The sequence below is a fragment of the Streptomyces sp. NPDC090741 genome (assembly GCF_044769045.1).
In the GTDB taxonomy this organism is placed as follows: domain Bacteria; phylum Actinomycetota; class Actinomycetes; order Streptomycetales; family Streptomycetaceae; genus Streptomyces.
In genome coordinates, this window is record NZ_JBIVXF010000007.1 from 358,681 (window position 1) to 373,225 (window position 14,545).

The 14,545-nt window shown below is 73.2% G+C and carries 18 protein-coding genes; 9 read left to right on the forward strand and 9 right to left on the reverse strand.

The features are described from left to right. Positions 1-56: 56 nt before the first annotated feature. Entirely contained in the window at positions 57-1,607 is a 1,551-nt protein-coding gene (locus ACIQU4_RS21475) for a condensation domain-containing protein (RefSeq protein ID WP_403732927.1), read from the forward strand. Between the two features lie 43 nt (positions 1,608-1,650). On the opposite strand, the gene ACIQU4_RS21480 is transcribed toward ACIQU4_RS21475, so the two are convergent. Together ACIQU4_RS21480 and ACIQU4_RS21485 are read right to left on the reverse strand one after the other, a co-directional pair. After that, on the reverse strand, positions 1,651-2,871 hold the full coding sequence (locus tag ACIQU4_RS21480) for an RNA polymerase sigma factor (RefSeq protein ID WP_403732931.1): 1,221 nt from the start codon (positions 2,869-2,871) through the stop codon (positions 1,651-1,653). A gap of 125 nt (positions 2,872-2,996) precedes the next feature. Beyond that, positions 2,997-3,356, reverse strand: a complete 360-nt coding sequence (locus tag ACIQU4_RS21485) for a YciI family protein (protein ID WP_403732934.1) — start codon at positions 3,354-3,356, stop codon at positions 2,997-2,999. A 174-nt stretch (positions 3,357-3,530) separates the two neighbouring features. Between ACIQU4_RS21485 and ACIQU4_RS21490 the strand changes: the two genes are divergently transcribed. Beyond that, the gene (locus ACIQU4_RS21490) at positions 3,531-3,911 is read left to right on the forward strand and encodes a hypothetical protein (protein WP_403732937.1); all 381 of its coding nucleotides are present in this window, start codon (positions 3,531-3,533) and stop codon (positions 3,909-3,911) included. Positions 3,912-3,930: 19 nt separating this feature from the next. Here ACIQU4_RS21490 and ACIQU4_RS21495 read toward each other — a convergent pair whose 3' ends face one another. Genes ACIQU4_RS21495 through ACIQU4_RS21505 form a run of 3 tightly spaced genes read right to left on the reverse strand, consistent with a single transcriptional unit; the run spans position 3,931 to position 6,178 of the window. Further along, the gene (locus ACIQU4_RS21495; RefSeq protein WP_403732940.1) at positions 3,931-4,200 is read right to left on the reverse strand and encodes a hypothetical protein; all 270 of its coding nucleotides are present in this window, start codon (positions 4,198-4,200) and stop codon (positions 3,931-3,933) included. Between the two features lie 50 nt (positions 4,201-4,250). Further along, entirely contained in the window at positions 4,251-5,510 is a 1,260-nt protein-coding gene (locus ACIQU4_RS21500) for a Dyp-type peroxidase (RefSeq protein WP_403732943.1), read from the reverse strand. Between the two features lie 2 nt (positions 5,511-5,512). Beyond that, positions 5,513-6,178 (reverse strand): molybdopterin-dependent oxidoreductase, encoded by a 666-nt coding sequence (locus ACIQU4_RS21505; protein WP_403732945.1) that lies wholly within the window; start codon positions 6,176-6,178, stop codon positions 5,513-5,515. 287 nt (positions 6,179-6,465) lie between these two features. Between ACIQU4_RS21505 and ACIQU4_RS21510 the strand changes: the two genes are divergently transcribed. The 3 genes from ACIQU4_RS21510 to ACIQU4_RS21520 all read left to right on the forward strand — a co-directional run bounded on the left by ACIQU4_RS21510 (position 6,466) and on the right by ACIQU4_RS21520 (position 8,337). Further along, the gene (locus tag ACIQU4_RS21510) at positions 6,466-6,804 is read left to right on the forward strand and encodes a thioredoxin family protein (protein WP_403732948.1); all 339 of its coding nucleotides are present in this window, start codon (positions 6,466-6,468) and stop codon (positions 6,802-6,804) included. 136 nt (positions 6,805-6,940) lie between these two features. After that, entirely contained in the window at positions 6,941-8,128 is a 1,188-nt protein-coding gene (locus ACIQU4_RS21515; protein WP_403732951.1) for a cytochrome P450, read from the forward strand. Positions 8,129-8,133: 5 nt separating this feature from the next. Continuing rightward, a complete protein-coding gene (locus ACIQU4_RS21520; RefSeq protein WP_134068070.1) occupies positions 8,134-8,337 on the forward strand; it encodes a ferredoxin in 204 nt (67 codons plus the stop codon). Between the two features lie 41 nt (positions 8,338-8,378). Here ACIQU4_RS21520 and ACIQU4_RS21525 read toward each other — a convergent pair whose 3' ends face one another. Then, complete coding sequence (locus ACIQU4_RS21525; protein WP_403732954.1) at positions 8,379-9,377, reverse strand: BtrH N-terminal domain-containing protein; 999 nt, start codon at positions 9,375-9,377, stop codon at positions 8,379-8,381. A gap of 169 nt (positions 9,378-9,546) precedes the next feature. On the opposite strand from ACIQU4_RS21525, the gene ACIQU4_RS21530 reads away from it, so the two are divergent. Continuing rightward, entirely contained in the window at positions 9,547-9,900 is a 354-nt protein-coding gene (locus tag ACIQU4_RS21530; RefSeq protein ID WP_053688530.1) for a DUF1304 domain-containing protein, read from the forward strand. Further along, on the forward strand, positions 9,897-10,478 hold the full coding sequence (locus ACIQU4_RS21535) for a TetR/AcrR family transcriptional regulator (RefSeq protein WP_403732956.1): 582 nt from the start codon (positions 9,897-9,899) through the stop codon (positions 10,476-10,478). The genes ACIQU4_RS21530 and ACIQU4_RS21535 overlap by 4 nt, the downstream gene beginning before the upstream one ends. A 77-nt stretch (positions 10,479-10,555) precedes the next feature. Here the strand turns inward: ACIQU4_RS21535 and ACIQU4_RS21540 are convergent, their stop codons facing one another. Both ACIQU4_RS21540 and ACIQU4_RS21545 read right to left on the reverse strand, forming a co-directional pair. Next, the gene (locus ACIQU4_RS21540; protein WP_385587748.1) at positions 10,556-10,762 is read right to left on the reverse strand and encodes a cold-shock protein; all 207 of its coding nucleotides are present in this window, start codon (positions 10,760-10,762) and stop codon (positions 10,556-10,558) included. Between the two features lie 117 nt (positions 10,763-10,879). Next, a complete protein-coding gene (locus ACIQU4_RS21545) occupies positions 10,880-11,233 on the reverse strand; it encodes an HGxxPAAW family protein (RefSeq protein WP_403732960.1) in 354 nt (117 codons plus the stop codon). 108 nt (positions 11,234-11,341) lie between these two features. Here ACIQU4_RS21545 and ACIQU4_RS21550 point away from each other — a divergent pair, with 108 nt between their 5' ends. Further along, positions 11,342-11,836: a MarR family transcriptional regulator gene (locus ACIQU4_RS21550; RefSeq protein ID WP_403732963.1), complete on the forward strand. Its 495-nt coding sequence runs from the start codon at positions 11,342-11,344 to the stop codon at positions 11,834-11,836. Positions 11,837-11,922: 86 nt separating this feature from the next. Further along, a complete protein-coding gene (locus ACIQU4_RS21555; protein ID WP_403732965.1) occupies positions 11,923-13,422 on the forward strand; it encodes a DEAD/DEAH box helicase in 1,500 nt (499 codons plus the stop codon). 111 nt (positions 13,423-13,533) lie between these two features. Here the strand turns inward: ACIQU4_RS21555 and ACIQU4_RS21560 are convergent, their stop codons facing one another. Beyond that, positions 13,534-14,478, reverse strand: coding sequence for a class I SAM-dependent methyltransferase (locus ACIQU4_RS21560; protein ID WP_403732968.1), 945 nt, complete (start codon positions 14,476-14,478; stop codon positions 13,534-13,536). Between the last annotated feature and the right edge of the window lie 67 nt (positions 14,479-14,545).

The following is a 14,545-nucleotide window of genomic DNA, read 5'->3' on the forward strand; positions in this document are numbered from 1 at the left end:
TGGGGCGGGTGTCGTTAGGGCCTCGGGGTTGACTCTGGGGGCGAAGGGATGACGGAATGCGGCAGTTTCCTCTGGAGATGCACCAGATGGCACCCGGACGGGTCGTCGAGTGGCGGATGCGGTCCACGGCCGGGGCGCCGGCGGACACCGGCGGCACGGGCGACGCGCCGGGTGACACGGCGAGTGACACGCCGGGTGACACGGCGGGCAGGAGGGCTTCGTTCAACCAGGACAAGCACTTCACCGTCGCCGAGGAAAGCCGCGGCGCCGACGATCCCGTCGCGTCCTGGATCGCGGTCACCTTCGAGGTCAAGGGCGCGCTGGTGGAGCACGCCCTGACCCGGGCCCTGCTGGCCTTCGTACGCCGGCACGAGGTGCTGCGGTGCGAATTCCGGCGTCTGGCGGGCGAGTTGGCGTGCGAGCCGATCGCCGCCGCCGAACTCGCCCTCGACACCGTGCCCGTGGCCGACTTCGACTCCTCCGAGGCCCTGCGCGGCTTCCTCGCCGACCGGTTCAAGCGCAGCATCGACACGCTGTCCTGGCCGCTGTTCACCATGGGCGCCGTCCTGCGCGAGGACTCCGCGACCGTCTACCTGGCCTTCGACCACATCGTCTGCGACGGCCTGTCGATGCCGATCGTCGTCCACGAGGTGCAGAACGCGTACGAGGCGCTGTGCCGCGGCGAGGAGATCGATCTGCCGCCCGCGCCGAGCTACCTGGACTTCGCCGAGGAGCAGCGGCGCCGCTACCTCTCCATCGCCGCCGACGACGAACGCCTCGGCTACTGGAAGTCGTTCATGGCGCGCGGCGGCGGCGAGTTCTTCCCCCGGTTCCCGCTCGAACTCGGCGTGGAGCCGGACCGGATGTACCCGATCGTCAACGAGGCCTCGCCGCTGCTGGACGCGGGCGAGGCCGAGGTGTTCGAGAAGGCCTGCCGTGCGGTGGACGGCAAGCCGTTCATGGGGGTCCTGGCGGCCGTAGCGGTCTGTCTGCGCGAGGCCGGCGGGCCGGGCGTGTACCGGGGCTTCATGCCGGTCAGCGAGCGCGGCCGGGCCGGATGGGCCAACTCGGTGGGCTGGTTCGTCAACACCATGCCCATCGAGTTCGATGCCTCGCCGGGCCGGGACTTCGCCCAGGTCATGGCGGCGGTCAGGGCCGGTTTCGGCGAGATGATGGAGCACATCGACGTGCCGTTCGTACGGGCCTGGCAGCTGCTGGCGCCCGCCGAGTTCGCCGCCCGCTCCTGGCCCTACCCCGTGAACTTCTTCTCTTACATCGACGTCCGCAAGTGTCCCGGCGCCGAACGGCACGAGGACTGGCGGCCGACCTCGCACGTGTGGTCGGCGCGGGCCAACGGTGCCTGCTCCTGGTTCCAGCGGGACGCCGACGGGCTGCACATGAACTCGATCTACGTGGACACCGCCGCCGCGCGCCGCACCATGGACGACTTCCAGGAGGCGCTGCGCGCGACGGTCCGGGAGATCGCCCGGCACGGCTCGTTCCGCCGCCCGGTCGCGCTGACCGCTCCGCGCCGCCCCGTCGGCGCGGCGCTCGGCGCGGCGGCCCCGGTCGGCGCGGCTGCGCTCCCGAACGACACGGCCCCGTAAGCCCCGTACACCCGCCGCTCCTGACGACGCCGGCCGCCCGTGTTCACGCGCGGGCGGCACGCCCCAGCAGCAGGGCCCGTTCCCGTGCGTTGTGCGTGAGCGAGGCGGCGCGTTCGAACTCCGCCCGGGCCTCCTCCCTGCGGCCCAGCCGCTCCAGCAGGTCGCCCCGTACGCTCGGCAGCAGGTGGTAGGTGCGCAGGGCCGGCTCCCCGGCCAGGGCGTCGACCAGCGGGAGCGCGGCTTCCGGGCTCTCGGCCATCGAGACGGCGACCGCCCGGTTGAGTTCCACGACCGGTGAGGGGACCAGCTCGACGAGCCGTCCGTAGAGCGTGGCGATCGTCACCCAGTCCGTGTCCTCGTAGCGCACGGCCTCCGCGTGGCAGCCGGCGATCGCTGCCTGCACGGAGTACGGACCGCTCCCGGCGTGCTGCATGGCCAGGGCGCCCCGGCGGATCAGCAGCCGGTTCCACTTGGACCGGTTCTGGTCGGCGAGCAGCACCGGCTCGCCGTCGGGGCCGGTACGGGCGGAGATCCGGGAGGCCTGGAACTCCAGCAGCGCCGCCAGCCCGTGCACCTCGGGCTCCTTGGGCATCAGGCCGGCCAGTACCCGGGCCAGCCGCAGGGCGTCCTCGCACAGGGCGGGGCGCACGAGGTCGTCACCGGCGGTCGCCGAGTAGCCCTCGTTGAAGATCAGGTAGATGACCTCCAGGACCGAGGCGAGCCGCTCCTCGCGGTCGGCTCCGTACGGAACTTCGAAGGGAACCCCCGCCTTGGCCAGGGCCCGCTTCGCCCGGACGATGCGCTGGGCGACGGTGGGCTCAGAGGTGAGGAAGGCGCGGGCGATCTCCTGGGTGGTCAGCCCGCCCATCAGCCGCAGGGTGAGCGCGATCCGCGCCTCGGTGGCCAGGACGGGGTGGCAGGCGGTGAAGATCAGCCGCAGCAGGTCGTCGTCGATGTCGTCCGGGGCCGCCGGCTCGGCGGGCGGCGGTACGTCCTCCAGGGTCCGGCCGACCTCGGCGAGCTTGCGGGCGTAGGTCTCCTTGCGGCGCACGAGGTCGATCGCGCGGTGTTTGGCCGTGGCCATGAGCCAGGCGCCCGGCTTGTCCGGGACACCCGACTCCGGCCACTGTTCCAGGGCGGCGACCAGCGCGTCCTGGGCGATCTCCTCGGCGATGCCGACGTCGCGCACGATGCGCGCGACACCGGCGATGATCCGCGCCGACTCGATCCGGAACACCGTTTCGACCGCCTGGGTCGCACTCACTGCCGTCACGGCCACCCATCAGAGCAGCCGTGACGAGGCAGGGCAAACGCGGCGCGGCGCTCGGCGCGGCGCGCGGCGCCGCCGTGGCGCGGTCGTGGCGCGGTCGTGGCGCGGTCGTGGCGCGGTCAGCTCCCGTCGATCTGGCGCAGCTCGGCGCCGACCGTCCACTCCTCGGGGTGGATCTCCAGGAACCGCTTGGTCCACTCCAGCGCCTCGGCCTTGTCCTTGGCCTGGAGGAGGGCGTAGCCGCCGACGACCTCCTTGGTCTCGGTGAAGGGCCCGTCGGTGTAGCTCAGCTTGCCGCCGGACCAGGTCACCCGGGTCCCCTCGGAGGTGGGCAGCAGCCCGGCGGTGTCGAGCATGACCCCGGCCTTGGTGATCTCCTCCATCAGCGCGCCCATGCGCTCCCCGAACTCCGGCGGGAACTCGGTGGTGGCGGGAAGGGCCTGCTCGTCGATGCGGATCAGGGAAAGGAAGCGCGGCATGGTGGCTCCTCGGTCGGACGGGCGGGGGCTTTCCCCGCCTCTCACTGCTTCGTCGAACGGGAGACGCCCGGATCGACAGCTCCCCGGAGATTTCTTCAAAAAGAATCTTCCAGGCCGAAAAGCCCTACCCGCGAGTAGGATCGCGGGCTCCGGCCCCTCCGAGAGGACCTTCCGATGCCGCGCACTCCTTCCTCCCCTCTGCTCCTCGCCGGCCTGCTGGCGACCGCGGGCGTCGCGCACGCGCTCGCGCCCAAGCAGTTCGACGCGATCGTCCCCAGCGCCCTGCCCGGCACCGCCCGGCAGTGGACGTACGCGAGCGGCGCGGCCGAGCTGGCGCTGGCCGCCGGTATCGCCCATCCGCGGACCCGCCGGGTGGCGGCGCTGGCCGCGGCGGCGTTCTTCGTCGGGGTGTTCCCCGCGAACGTGAAGATGGCCGTCGACGCGGGCCGCCGCTCCCCCGCCGTCCAGGCCGCGACGCTCGCCCGGCTGCCACTGCAGATCCCGCTGGTCCTGTGGGCCCGGAACGTGAGCCGGGGCGCCGGCGCCGCCGGCTGACGTTCCTCACCCGCCCGGATCAGCGGCTGTCGCCCGACCAGTCCCAGTGGTCCGGATCGGCCGCGCGGCGGCGGTAGTGGGCGCGGCCACCGGCTCCGTAGCGCCCTATCTCGGTGGGGAGCCGGGCCTCTTCGGCGAGGTGGCGCGGGCTCCAGTCCGTGATGTCCAGGAGGAGCCCGTCCAGCGGGCCGCCCACGAGTTCGCCGTAGACGTGGCCGGGGCGCGGGCCGGGGTCGGGGTCGTCGTGGTCGGCGCCGTAGACCCGGCGCCCGAGCATCCTGTCGTCCATGCGACCAGCTTCACAGCCACCACTGACAACGGGCCCCGGGGCGCCGGTCCTCAGCCTTCGAGGAGCCGCTGCCCGACGTACTCCCCCGGCGCGGCCCCGCCCGGTACGGCGAACAGGGCGGAGGCCTCGTGCTCGGTGTACCGCGCGAGGGCGTCGCCCCGGGCCAGCCGCTGCTGGACGGGGACGAAGCCCGTACGGGGATCCGCCTGCCAGGCGACGAACAGCAGCCCTGCGTCCGGTGTGCCGTCGGGGCGCAGGCCGTCGTAGTACGACCATCCGCGCCTCAGCATCGTCGCGCCGGCGTTGCTGCGCGGCGCGGCCAGCCGGATGTGGGCGTTGGTCGCGATGACGGGGATCCCGTCCGGCCGCGCGGCGGCCAGGTCGACCGGGGTGCGCTCGGTGCCGCCGGTCAGCGGGGCCCCGTCGGCCACGTGCCGCCCCACGGCCTCCTCGCGGTGGTGGACGGGCAGCCCCTCCCAGGTGTCGAGGAGCATCCGGATCCGGCGTACGACCACGTACGAGCCCCCGGCCAGCCAGGCGGGCGCGTCCGGGCCGGTCGCCAGGATCAGAGCCCGCTGGGCGGGGTCCTCGGCAGGGGCCGGGTTGGCGGTGCCGTCGAGCTGGCCCATCAGGTTCCGGTGGGTACCGGACTCGGCTGCGGAAGCCGAGGCTCCGGGCGGCCGGGTGAAGCCGGACATCACCCAGCGGGTCCGCGCCGCGCCCCGGGCCAGCCGCTGGAGGGTGCGCAGGGCGTGCACGGCGACGAACGGGTCGTCCGCGCCGATCTGCACGAACAGGTCGCCGCCGGAACGGGCCGGATCGAGCCGGTCGTCGTTGAAGGCGGGCAGCGGGGCGAGGGCCTGCGGCCGGGCCGCGGTGAGTGCGAGCCGGTCGAAGAGGCCCGCCCCGAAACCGAAGGTGGCGGTGAGCGAGGCGGGGCCGGCGCCGAGGGCGACGCCCGTATCGCTCCCGGCACCGGCCGGCGGCTCGCCGACGCTCATCCGGGCCGCCGCCTCGGTCCAGGTGCGCAGCAGGGAGGCCGCCCGGGCCCGATCCGCGTCGGGCTCCAGGTCGAGGGCGGCGAGATGCGCGTACGGCTGGCGCCTGGTCAGGATCCCGGCCTGGTGCGGGCCGTGGAAGGGGATGACGGCGCCCGGCCTCCGCTCCCCGGTCCGGGCGCCGGCGGCCCCGGAGGTCGTCAGTACGGCGCCGCCCGCGGCCAGGGCGGCCAGCCCGCCGGCCCCGAGCAGGGCCCGGCGGGCGACCCCGGAAGATCCGCCACCGGCCTCGCCCGACTCGTCGGCCTCCACCGTCACTTCGTCCCGTCGACCACCGGGTCGACGACCCCGACCCACAGCTGGTTCAGCTCGGACACGTACCGGCCGCCCTTGGTGTCCTGCGGTACGACCAGCCGCGGTCCCGCCGCGTCGTCGAACGGCACGCCGTCCTCGGAGACCGCGAGCAGGATCTGGCTCTTGGCGAACCCGGGGTCGAGTTCGGCCCAGGCGAAGACGGCGCGGTAGTCGCCGCCCCCGGTCGCGGCGACCACCCCGCGCAGCTGGCCGTTCTTCTTGGTCTGGTCGAAGCGCGGCTCCGCCGTCTTCAGCACCTCGTACAGCGGCACGCCCGCGTACGTGTGCTCCTGATCGCCCTTGGCGCTGGTGAACTTCACCGGCGCCGACCTCTGGGGCAGCTTGCGCAGGTCGGCGAGGGTGAGGGTGTAGGGCTTGCCGACCGCGCCGCCGACCCGTACCTCGCCGGGCTTCAGCGGGGCGGCGGAGGCATTCGCCGACGCGCCCGCCGACGCGCCGGCGGAGGTGCCCGCGGAGGCGGAGACCGAGGCCGCCGGATCCGCCTTCGCGTCCTTCCCGCCCTTGCCGTCCTTCCCCTCCGCCGCCGGCGTCCCGCAGCCCGCGAGGAACAGCGCGCCCGCCGCGAGCGCGAGGCCCGCTCTCCGAAGGTTCCTGCGACGTTCCATGGACGACCCCTCCCGACACGCCGATCAACTACCCCGCAGATGCAAGGTGATCAGCCCCCTTGTGGCGAAAATGCCGTGCGCAACATACATGAAGTACCGCATCTGCCCCACCCCGCGAAAACCGCCCTGGAGCATCGGCCGAGAGGCCCACCCGCAATCCCCGGCAAACACCCCGGACCCTTGGCGGAAACACCCATTCCGGACGGGAATTCAGGCCGGACGGACCCGGCGGCGATGATGGGGGCCCGCCCATGCACCACTCGGCACACGAAGCAGGAGCACCGCCCATGGCACGTCGGGTACACCAGCCGCTGGAGAACCAGGAGTTCGACTTCATCCTCGGCATGACCGAGGGGCCGGTTCTCGCCTACTTCATCGGGAGCTGGCCCAAGGCCGTGGAGGCCTGCCGCGCGATGGACGCGCTCGTGTCCGAGGCGGCCGAGGAGTACGGCACGCGCCTGACGGCCGTCCGCACCGACATGACCCGCTGCCCGGAGCCGACCAGGCGCTTCGCCGTGACCGGGGCCCCCACCGTCGTCCTCGTCGAGGGCGGCGAGGCCGTCGCGAGCCACGCCGGGGCGATGAGCCGCGCCGAGCTCCGGGCCTTCCTGGACGCCCATCTCTGAGCGTCCCGGCGGCCGCTCGGCCGGGCGGGCCAAAGAGGGCTATCTGGCCGAAAGTGGCATAGGTCAGATAGGTGCCTAGGGCATGTAATGGATTCCGGCGATACGGACCCACGGAACCATGCTTACGAGGTGCTGCATGTCAGAGACCGTTGCCTTTCCCCAGGACCGAACCTGCCCCTACCACCCGCCGACCGCGTACGACCCGCTCCGCGAGGGCAGGCCGCTCTCCCGGGTCACCCTCTTCGACGGCCGCTCGGTCTGGGTGGTCACCGGGCACGCCGAGGCGCGCGCCCTGCTCTCCGACGGACGGCTCTCCGCCGACCGGCAGAACGAGGCCTTCCCCACTCCCACCAAGCGGTTCAAGGGGCTCCAGAACCGCCGTACGGCACTGCTCGGCGTCGACGACCCCGAGCACAACGTCCAGCGCCGCATGCTCATCCCGAGCTTCACCCTGAAGCGGACCGCGGCCCTGCGGCCCGCCATCCAGGAGACCGTGGACCGGCTGATCGACGAGATGGTCGCCAGGGGCCCGTCGGCCGAGCTGGTGAGCGACTTCGCCCTGCCCGTCCCCTCGATGGTGATCTGCGCCCTGCTCGGAGTCCCGTACGAGGACCACGAGTTCTTCGAGGGCGCGTCGCGAAGGCTCCTGCGCGGGCCCGAGCTCGCCGACGTGGAGGCCGCGCGGGACCAGATCAACGGCTACCTGGCCGACCTGATCGAGCGCAAACGGACCGACCCGGGCGACGGGCTGCTGGACGAGCTCGTCGCGACCCGCCTGGAGACCGGTGAGACCGACGTCGACGAGCTGGTCTCGCTGGCCGCGATCCTGCTGGTCGCCGGCCACGAGACCACCGCGAACATGATCTCGCTCGGTACGTTCACCCTGCTGCGGCATCCGGAGCAGCTGGCCGAGCTGCGCGCCGACCCGTCGCTGATCTCGGTGGCCGTGGAGGAGCTGATGCGCTTCCTGTCCATCGCGGACGGAATGCTGCGGGTGGCCACCGAGGACATCGAGATCGGCGGGGTGACGATCCGTCCGGACGACGGGGTGATCTTCTCCACCTCCGTCATCAACCGGGACGCGGCGGTGTTCGAGCAGCCGGACGCGCTGGACTGGCACCGGTCCGCCCGGCACCACGTCGCGTTCGGCTTCGGCGTCCACCAGTGCCTCGGGCAGAACCTGGCCCGCGCCGAGATGGAGATCGCACTGGGGACGCTGTTCGCGCGCCTGCCCGGGCTCCGGCTGGCGGCCGAGCCGGACCGGATCCCGTTCCGGCCCGGCGACACCATTCAGGGCATGATCGAACTCCCCGTGGCATGGTGAGGGACATGTCGCCACAGCGCATCGACATCAACACGGACATCTGCATCGGCGCCGGGCAGTGCGCCCTGACCGCGCCCGACGTGTTCACCCAGGACGACGACGGGTTCAGCCAGGTGCTCCCGGGCCGGGAGGACGGCAACGGCAGCCCGCTGCTGCGCGAGGCCGCCCGCGCCTGCCCGGTGGCCGCCATCAGCATCAAGGAGGAGTGAGCGGGTAGGCGCGGCATCCCCGCCGCACGGCCCCGTACGGCTCAGAGCAGGGCGACGGCCCGGCGCTCCAGCTCCAGCGAGCGGTCCACGAGTTCGGCGCATTCGTCGAACAGGGCCCGCCGCGCGGCGGCGTCGAAGTCCGGCTCGGCCGTACGGGCCAAGGCCGCCAGCCGCGACCAGTGCCCGGCGGAATCCCGCAGGAGCGAGGCCGCCTCGGGCCGCCCGGCGAGGTCGAGGAAGTCGGCGTACAGCGGCCGGGTGGCACCGGGGGCGGTCCACTCCTCCTCCAGGCAGGCGTACAGCCGCCCGGTGCCCACCCGGAAGGCCGCCGGGCTGGCGAACCGGCGCTCCCAGCCCGTCCTGGTGCTGGTGTCGCGCAGCTGCGCGGCGAGCTTCGCCATGCCGGAGAAGCCGAAGTTGACGTCGAACTGGTTGCCCAGGACCGGCCCGGTGAGCCGGGCGGCGGTGGTGGCGACGGCCTCGTCGAGGTCCGGCCCGGCGGTGGCCGGCCCGGTGGGCACCACCATCTGGTGGTGGCCCTTGCGGTGCCCCGTCCAGGCGGCGCCGAACTCCTCCCGGCCGATCCGGTACGGGGCCTCGGCGCCGTCCTCGACGTAGAGGGTCTCGCCCTCGGCGCCCTCGTACCCCGCGACGACCACCGTGTACGGATCCGCGCCGGCCGTCTCCGGGACGCCCTGATGCCAGGGCAGCCGGGACCGGTCGACGGTGCAGAACACCGGACGGCCGTCGTCCAGGGCCGCGCACACCCTGCCCCAGCGGGGTTTGGCGCTGCGCGTGGCCTCGTACGGGACGTTCAGCCGGCCCAGAGCCGTCTGCACCCAGGGCTGGGGGTGGGCCTGGGCGACGATCGTCGGCATCGGCAGGTGGCCGGCGTACTCGAAGACGAAGTACATGAAGCCGATCCCGCCCGCGAGGCCGGCGATCAGCACCTCGTCGTGCACGCTCCCGAGGGCGTGGCGGATGAGCGAGCTCTCGCGGTGGCGGCCGGTGCCGAAGTCCGAATAGACGAGCGGGGTCATGCGGCCAGCGTAGCCGCGCGCGATCGGGTGAACGCACGGCCGCCGGCCGGTCGGCCGGGCCGCGACCGGCCGCCCGGCCGCCCGGCGGCCCGGTCTGCGACTTCCTGTACAGTTGTCCAGGAAGTTGCCCGCCGACGCTGCTCCAGCAGCCCTCGAAACGGAGGTGGCCGTGCACACGGTCGCTCAGGTCCTCATAGGTGTCGTCGCCGCCCTGCACGTGTACTTCCTGGTCCTGGAGATGTTCCTGTGGCAGCGGCCGCCCGGCCGGGCCCTGTCGGGCTTCGACGAGGACCTCGCCCGCCGCACCGCGCCGCTCGCCGCCAACCAGGGCCTCTACAACGGCTTCCTGGCCGCCGGCCTGGTGTGGTCGCTGGTCATCGACTCGCTCGCCACACAGATCTTCTTCCTCGTCTGCGTGATCGTCGCCGGGCTGTACGGGGGCGCGACCGCCAACCGCCGCATCCTCGTCGCCCAGGCCCTGCCCGGCGCCCTCGCCCTGGGCGCGGCACTGCTGGCCGCGTGAGCCCCGAGGACCCGCGCACCGCCCGCACCAAGGCCCGGCTGCGCGAGAGCCTCCTCGCCGAGTGCGCGGACCGGCCGCTCGGGGAGGTCAGCGTCTCGGCGGTGGTCCGCCGGGCCGGGGTCGGCCGCGCCACGTTCTACCTGCACTACGAGGACCTCCCGGCGCTGGCCGTCGATGCCTGCGCCGATGTCGTGCACGCGGCGGTCGACGCCCTGCACGCCTGGCAGACGGAGCCCGGGGCGCACGCCCCGGCCCGGCCCCCGGCCGCGCTGGCCGGCTTCCTCGCCGACGCCGCCGCGCACGCGGCCCTGTACCGCACCCTGCTCCTGCCGGGCGGCGGCGGCCCGCTCGGCGAGCGGCTCCACCGGGAGCTGCGCGCCCGGGCCCGCGCCGAGCGCGCGGCGGCCGGCGCCCCGCACGCCGACCTGGTGGCCTCGGCGGTGGCCGCCGCGTTCACCGGGATCCTCGCCGACTGGCTGCACGACAGCGTCCCGGGCTCCCCCGTGGAGCTGGCGGACCACCTCTGGCCGCTGCTGCTGGCCCTGCACCGCGCGGGCTCCCGGCCTCCCGCCCCGTAACGGCCTCCGCGAAAGCCATGAGCCCCGCCGGACCGACCGGCGGGGCTCATGTCACGGGCTGGGCTCGTGAAGCGGCGTCACCCAGTAGGAACCACGTTCTCCGCCTGCGGGCCCTTGGGGCCCTGAGTGACGTCGAACACGACCTTCGCGCCTTCCTGCAGCTCCTTGAAGCCGGTGCTCTGGATGGCGGAGAAGTGCACGAACACGTCGGGGCCGCCGTCGTCCTGCTGGATGAAGCCGAACCCCTTCTCCGAGTTGAACCACTTCACGATGCCTGTTGCCATCAGTACTGATCCTTCTCAACGTTCCACGCGGGCCGCACGTGCGGTGCAGCCGGTTCCATCCTGCCCGCACGTCACACCCGCCACACCTCAGGCGCGGCCGATCGGGGACGGTTCGAATTACCGACCGGCCAACTCGGCGGGCCGTGTCCGCGGAGCCGCCGTCGCGGCGCGGCGCGGTCCGCCGGCCCGGCAGCCCAGGCAGTGCGCGTGCCCGGACAGCGCGACGGCGTCCCTGGTACGCCAGTCCCATTCGGCTCGGGGGCGGGGACCGCTGGGCTTGCCCCAGCCGGAGAGGTGCAGGACCCAGGTGACGGCTCCGGCCACGACGACCAGGCCGAGGCCGAGCCAGATCCCGGTGGTCCAGGCCGCGCACAGGGCGGCCCCGACTCCGGTACTGCCCAGCAGGGCCAGGGCGGTGCCGGTCCAGCCGGCGACCGTGTGACCCATGTCGACGTCTCCGTGTGCGCTCATGATTCTCCCCAGACGGACGGGCGGCAGTAGGCTCGAAGGGCGAGATGCCTTAGTGAGCAAGATAAGCATCTCACGAGCTAAGTTACTTAGACACTAAGGAGTATCTGCGTGCAGGGCAAGTCCCGCCCCGCGGCCACGGCCCAGGAGGCGCTGTCGCGCATGGACCGGTACGTCGCGCTGGGCCTCATCGGCCAGCAGGAAGTCGCGCAGCTGCTCGGGCTGAACCTCACCGACCTGACCTGCCTGGGCCACATCCTGGGAGCCGGGGACGACCCGCTGGGCGCCGGCGACCTCGCGGAGCTGACGAACCTGACCACGGGCGCCGTGACCGGCGTGCTCAACCGCCTGGAGCGGGCCGGATACGCCCGCCGGCAGCCGGATCCCGAGGACCGGCGCCGGGTTCGCGTGGTGGCCGACCCGGAGGCCGCGGCCCGCGTCTTCGCCGTGTACGAGCCCTTCTACGCCCGGCTCGGCGCGGTGTTCGCCGAGTACTCCCCCGACGAGATCGCCGTCATCGCCGACTGGTTCGCGCGGGCGACGGTCGAGATGACGGCCCATCTCGCCGAGGTGCGGAGCGGACGGCTCGGCCCCGCGGCGCCGTAGCGCTCCCGCGCGACGCCGTAGCGCCCCCGTGGCGCCGCGGCCCCGGTGGTAAAATTCGACTTTTCACGTCTCACGGAAGGTTCTGCATGAAGAACCCGTCGGTTCACGGGCGCTTCGGCATCAAGGCCGGAGCCAAGGCAGGCCCCAAGGGCGGTGGGAAGTCGGGCGGCAAGACCCCCCGGACCGCCCCCCTGAAGGGCGAGTTCGCGATGCCGAAGACGGTCGAGCCGGCGCTGCCGCCGGTGGAGGCCTTCTCCGAGCTCGACCTGCCCCGTGAGCTGGTGACGACGATGACCGACCTGGGGGTGACGCAGCCGTTCCCCATCCAGGCGGCCACGCTCCCCAACTCCCTGGCCGGCCGGGACATCCTCGGCCGCGGCCGGACCGGCTCCGGCAAGACCCTGGCGTTCGGCCTGGCCCTGCTGGCGCGCACCGCGGGCCAGCAGGCCGATCCGAAGCGCCCGCTGGCCCTCGTCCTCGTACCGACGCGCGAGCTGGCGCAGCAGGTGACCGAGGCGCTGACTCCGTACGCGCAGGCCCTGGACCTGCGGATGGCCACGGTGGTCGGCGGACTGTCGATCGGCAAGCAGGTGAGCGCGCTGCGCACCGGCGCCGAGGTCGTCGTGGCCACCCCCGGGCGCCTCAGCGACCTGGTCGGGCGGCGCGACGTCCACCTGGAGCGGGTGAAGATCACCGTCCTCGACGAGGCCGACCAGATGTGCGACATGGGCTTCATGCCGCAGGTCACCGAGATCCTGGACCAGGTGCACCACGCCGGGCAGCGGATGCTGTTCTCGGCCACCCTGGACCGCAATGTCGACCAGCTCGTCCGCAGCTACCTGAAGGACCCGGTCTCCCACTCCGTGGACCCGTCGGCGGCCTCGGTCAGCACGATGGACCACCACGTGCTGCACATCCACTCCGCCGACAAGTACTCGGCCGCCACCGAGATCGCGGCGCGCGAGGGCCGGGTGCTGATGTTCCTGGACACCAAGCACGGCGTGGACCAGTTCGTGAAGCACCTGCGGGCCATGGGCGTACGGGCGGAGGGGCTGCACAGCGGCAAGTCGCAGCCGCAGCGCACGCGCACGCTCGGGCAGTTCAAGACCGGGGCCGTCACGGTCCTCGTCGCCACGAACGTCGCCGCACGCGGCATCCACATCGACGACCTGGACCTCGTCGTGAACGTGGACCCGCCGGCCGACCACAAGGACTACCTGCACCGGGGCGGCCGTACCGCCCGCGCGGGCGAGTCCGGCAAGGTCGTCACGCTGGTCACCCCGAACCAGCGCCGGGACATGGTCCGGCTGATGGCCGAGGCCAAGATCCGGCCGACCACCACCCAGGTCCGCTCCGGCGAGGCCGCGCTGAGCCGGATCACCGGGGCCAAGGCCCCGTCCGGGGTGCCGCTGGCGGGCGCCGAGCCGACCGACGCCAAGGGCCGGCCCTCGGGATCGGACCTCGGCTTCCGCGGGATCGGCACGCGTCCGGGCCGGCCGGGGGTGGGCAAGGAGTCCCGCAAGACCTCGGAGGCCCGGAAGCTCGCCGAGGCGCGCCGCGCGGCCCGGGTCCGCAAGGGCAGCTGACGCGGTACCGACGTGCCGGTGCCGGCCCCCGACGAGGGGACCGGCACCGTACGTGCACAACGTGCGAGACGCGCATGACCGCATGACCCGGATGCGGGCGCGGGCGGCAGGTCAGCGGCGGCGCCGCCGCCAGGACACGATCGCGCGGGTGACCACCGGCGGGAGCAGGTCCTTGGCCAGCCTGCGCCAGGTGGTGCCGGCCCGCGGGCGGGGTCCGGGCTGGTGCGCCGGCTGCCGCACGGGCTCCGCGACGGGCTCGGGCTCCGGACGCAGCGGCTGCGGGGGCGCCGGCGGGACGGCCCCCTCGTCACCTATGCGGACCAGCGACTGGCCGGCCACGAGGTCCACCCCGTGCCACAGGTCCCTGCGGCCGTCCAGCCAGGTGAGCAGCTCCGCCTGATACGGCGCCGCGTCGTCCCAGGTCGCGTACAGCTTCGACGCCGAGACGCAGATGAGGTGCAGCTCGCCGGTGGCCACCGCGCCCCAGACCGCGGCGGCCACGCCGGGGCAGTGTTCGGAGCGGTAGTCGTCGAAGACGACGACCGCTCCCGGGGCCGCCACGACGCGCGAGGACGCGATGTCCTGGACGACGTGCTCGTAGAGGTGCGAGGCGTCGATGTGGATGAACCGGCAGCTCGCCGCGCGCACCCGGTCGGCGACGACGAAGGTCGGCGCCTGGATGATCGTGGGGAGCGCCTCGCGGAAGGCCAGGTAGTTCGTCTCGAAGCCGCGGCGGGTCAGCGTGGGGTACGAGTCCTGCATCTCGGCGAGATTGGAGTCGTCCGGCGCGGGCGAGTCGAAGAGGTCGCAGACGGTGAACTCCTCGCCCTCCCGCAGGTACCCCCCGAGGAAGATCGCGCTCTTCCCCATGAACGCGCCGAGTTCGAGAAGATCGCCCGGCTTCTCCTCCGCGCCGCTGCGGCGGGTCAGGAACCAGTCGAAGAGCACCTGGTCATAGCCCGAGAACCAACCGTTGACCTGGTCGTACGCGGTGGGTGCGGGCGGGGCCGGCTCGCCGTCGGGGGTGGTGACGGGAGCTTGGGAAACGTGCGACACGGAGAGCAGCCTCCAGTGGAACGGCATCGGAATCAACGCTGATACCCGGCCAGGTAGGCAGACCTTA